Genomic DNA, 3837 nt, shown 5'->3' on the forward strand with positions numbered 1-3837 from the left:
AGTACCTTGCCAAGACCCGCGAACTGCCGCCGCTCCCCACAGGTACACTAGCTGAAGGCTCAACCTAATCTCGGCGCTCCCAACAAAGGGAGACGGAAGACGCGGTGAAGCCGCCCGTGCCTCCCCGAACGAACTTCCGGCACGGTTCCGGAGGCTTGCCGGCAGAGGCATTGCGCCTGCGGCGCGGCGGCAAATGGGATGCTGTACGCTCGCCTGCTGATCCGTGTCACGGGAGCCGCCGACTTTGGCCGAAGGCCAACCGGAGGCGGCGCGGGGGTCAAGGGGTTCTCCCCTTGCGGTTTCTTTCCCCTATTTCTTGTACGGACAAGAAATAGGGTCGCCGCCGGTCGACTACCGGCAAGCCCTCCGGCCACTGGGCGGGAAATCTAAAACCGTCGCCGGCCGACCACCGGAAAGCTCCGCCTCTCGATGAGCGGCAAATCTGAGGACCCCCGCAAATAAAACCCGTCGGCGCCGCATACACATGTACTAATTTGACAGGAGAGGTGTGCGGATATGAAGAAAAGGCTCGCGGCAATCCTACTGAGCGTTTTGATATGCGTCCCGCTGTCGGCGGGGGTCTGTGCGGAGGATTTGCCGGACATGACCGCGCTTGAGACGGCGGCGCCGGTGGACAATTCCCTGCCCGCGAAATCGGCGATCCTGATCGAGCAGGAGAGCGGGCGGGTGCTCTTTGAAAAGAACGCGGATGAGGTGCTGCCCCCCGCGTCGATCACCAAGGTGATGACGATGCTGCTCGTCATGGAGGCGCTCGACGAGGGGCGCATTTCAATCGACGATATGGTGACCTGTTCGGAGCACGCCGAGTCGATGGGCGGCAGCCAGATCTGGTTCAAGGCCGGGGAGCAGATGTCGGTCGACGATCTTTTGAAGGCTACGGCGATTTCAAGCGCCAACGACGCGTCGGTGGCGCTGGCGGAACTGGTCGCGGGCAGCGAGGAAGCGTTCGTCGGCCTGATGAACGAGCGTGCGCAGCAGCTGGAGATGACCAACACCCACTTTGTGAACGCGACCGGGCTGGACGCGGAGGGGCATGTGACGACGGCGCGCGACATCGCGGCGATGAGCCGGGAGCTGCTCAGGCACCCGAAGATCACCGAGTACTCGAGCGTGTGGATGTCGGAACTGCGGGACGGCCAGACCCAGCTGGTCAACACGAACAAGCTCGTGCGGTTCTATGACGGCTGCACCGGGCTGAAGACGGGCACGACGAACGGGGCGGGCAGCTGCCTGTCGGCGAGCGCGACCCGCAAGGGGATGTCGCTCGTCGCGGTGACGCTCGGAAGCCCTACGTCGGCGGAGCGGTTCTCCGCCGCGCGCGGCCTGCTTGACTACGGCTTTGCCAACTACACCCGCGTCGAACTGCCGCCGCTGGAGGGGCTGGACGCGGTGCCTGTGCGTCATGGCGTGGCGCGGGAGGTCTCAGTGCTGTCCGAAACGCCGGGGGCGGTGATCGTCAAGACCTCCGACAAGGATGCGATCGAACAGCAGGCCGAACTGCTCGAGGACGTGGAAGCCCCGGTCGAGGCGGGGCAGATGCTCGGGAAGGTGACGGTCCGGGTGGGGGAGAGCGTCCTCTGCGAATACAACCTCGTCGCGGCGGAGGGCGTGGAACGGATGACCTTCGGCAACGCGCTGAAGGAACTGCTCTGCCGGCTGATCGCAATGTAGCGGCGTTTGGCCACCCGCGGCCGGTATGGATTATTTTTGGAATTTTCATAAACCCGGCTTGAAATGGAACGCCAAATAGGGTACAATATGTGTAACAAAGAAGGATTCTGCACGACGTCGAATTGTGCGATTTGTACAATATCCAAGCGGAAAGGAAGACCTGAGATGGCAATGAAGTTAAACACCAGGTATCTGAAAGGTTTTGTGAACGAACATGAGCTCAAGGCGATCGAACCGCAGGTACTGGCCGCGCACCGGACTTTGACGGAAAAATCCGGCTTGGGCAATGATTATCTCGGCTGGACCACCCTGCCGAAGGATTACGACAGGGAGGAGTTCTCCCGCATCAAAGCGGCGGCGAAGAAGATCCAGTCGGATACCGACCTGCTGCTCGTCATCGGCATCGGCGGCTCCTCGGCGCGCGCGCCGCGCTCGAGCTGCTGCGCTCCCCCTATTACAACAATCTGAAAAAGGATACCCCCGACATCTATTTCGTCGGCAACAGCATCAGCCCCGACTACCTCAACACGGTGCTGGCCCTCTGCGAGGGCAGGCGCGTGTCGGTCAACATCATCTCCAAGTCCGGCACCACCACCGAGCCCGCGCTCGCGTTCCGGGTCTTCCGCGAGCTGCTCGAGCAGCGGTACGGCAGGGAGGAGGCCAGGGGCCGCATCTATGCCACCACCGACAAGGCGCGCGGCACCCTCAAGGAGCTCTCCGACCGCGAGGGGTACGAGACCTTCGTCATCCCCGACGACGTGGGCGGGCGCTACTCGGTGCTGACCGCCGTGGGCCTGCTGCCGATGGCGGTCGCGGGTATCGACATCGACGCGGTGATGGGCGGCGCGGCTGCCGCGATGGACGACCTGGCCGTCGACGACCTCTGCAAAAACGACTGCTACAAATACGCGGCCTACCGCAACATCCTCTACCGCAAGGGCAAGCAGGTCGAACTGCTCGTCAGCTACGAGCCGGCGTTCACGATGATGAACGAGTGGTTCAAGCAGCTCTTCGGCGAGAGCGAGGGCAAGGACCAGAAGGGGCTTTTCCCGGCGTCGGTCGTCTTCTCCACCGACCTCCACTCGATGGGGCAGTTTATCCAGGAAGGCAGCCGCTGCATGTTTGAAACGGTCGTGGACATCCAAAACTCCACAAAGGATTTCTTCGTCAAGGACGACCCGGAAAACCTCGACGGGCTCAACTTCCTTTCCAACCAGAACATGTCGGTCGTCAACCACAAGGCGATGCAGGGCACCATCCTCGCCCACACCGAGGGCGGCGTGCCGAACATGGTGCTCGAAGTCCCCGAGATCAACGAGCATGAGTTCGGCTACATGGTCTATTTCTTCGAGAAGGCGTGCGCGATCAGCGGATACCTGCTGGCGGTGAACCCCTTCAACCAGCCGGGCGTCGAGAGCTACAAGAGGAACATGTTCGCGCTGCTCGGCAAGCCGGGCTATGAGGACCAGCGCGCGGCGCTCGAGGCGAAGCTGGGCTAACAGGACGTTTGGAAACCAAATTTCATATATTGGAGGAATTTCACATGATAAAGCTTATCGTAGGAAACAAAGGCTCCGGAAAAACCAAGCGGCTCATCGGCATGGTCAACGAAGCGGTGACGACTTCCAAGGGCAACGTGGTCTGCGTGGAAAAGGGCAACACTCTGACCTTTGACATCAGCCACCAGGCGCGTCTCATCGACATCGACGACTACGCCGTCAGCGGCTTCGACGCGTTCTATGGATTCTTCTGCGGCCTCTTCGCGGGCAACTACGACATCACGGAAGTGTTTGTCGACGCGACCTTCAAGGTCGGCGGCAAGGACTTCCAGGCGTTCGCCGTCATGGTCGACAAACTCGTAAAGCTGCTGGATCAGAACGGCGCCACGATGACCTTTACCGTCTCCTGCGACAAGAGCGATCTGCCCGAGCGCATCCACCAATATATCATCTGAGCCCCGGCTTCCACATTTATCATGCGTAACAAGCGGCCGCCCTCCGGGCGGCCGCTTGTCAATTTTGCCGTTCGGGGAGCGGCGCGGCTTTTACGGGAATTGCCGCTTTCCAAGCGGCGAGAATTACTTGTGCGTTCCGCCGCGCGCCACGGGTTCCTTTTCGGGCGGACGAAAAGGAACCAAAAGTCCGC

2 protein-coding genes and 1 pseudogene are annotated in these 3837 nt (G+C 61.3%); all 3 read left to right on the forward strand.

Annotated features, from left to right (window positions below):
• Positions 1-516: 516 nt before the first annotated feature.
• A complete protein-coding gene (locus RDM88_RS12045) occupies positions 517-1692 on the forward strand; it encodes a D-alanyl-D-alanine carboxypeptidase family protein (RefSeq protein ID WP_308755071.1) in 1176 nt (391 codons plus the stop codon).
• Between the two features lie 165 nt (positions 1693-1857).
• Positions 1858-3191 (forward strand): annotated as a pseudogene (locus RDM88_RS12050) (glucose-6-phosphate isomerase).
• Positions 3192-3235: 44 nt separating this feature from the next.
• Entirely contained in the window at positions 3236-3646 is a 411-nt protein-coding gene (locus RDM88_RS12055; protein WP_308755072.1) for a hypothetical protein, read from the forward strand.
• Positions 3647-3837 lie beyond the last annotated feature (191 nt).

Source organism: uncultured Anaerotruncus sp. (assembly GCF_902490045.1).
Classification (GTDB): domain Bacteria; phylum Bacillota; class Clostridia; order Oscillospirales; family Ruminococcaceae; genus Anaerotruncus.

Bases quoted from the DNA above. Each gene is read 5' to 3' on its own strand.
- RDM88_RS12045 (WP_308755071.1), top strand. From the start codon at position 517: ATGAAGAAAAGGCTCGCGGCAATCCTACTGAGCGTTTTGATATGCGTC.
- RDM88_RS12055 (WP_308755072.1), top strand. From the start codon at position 3,236: ATGATAAAGCTTATCGTAGGAAACAAAGGCTCCGGAAAAACCAAGCGG.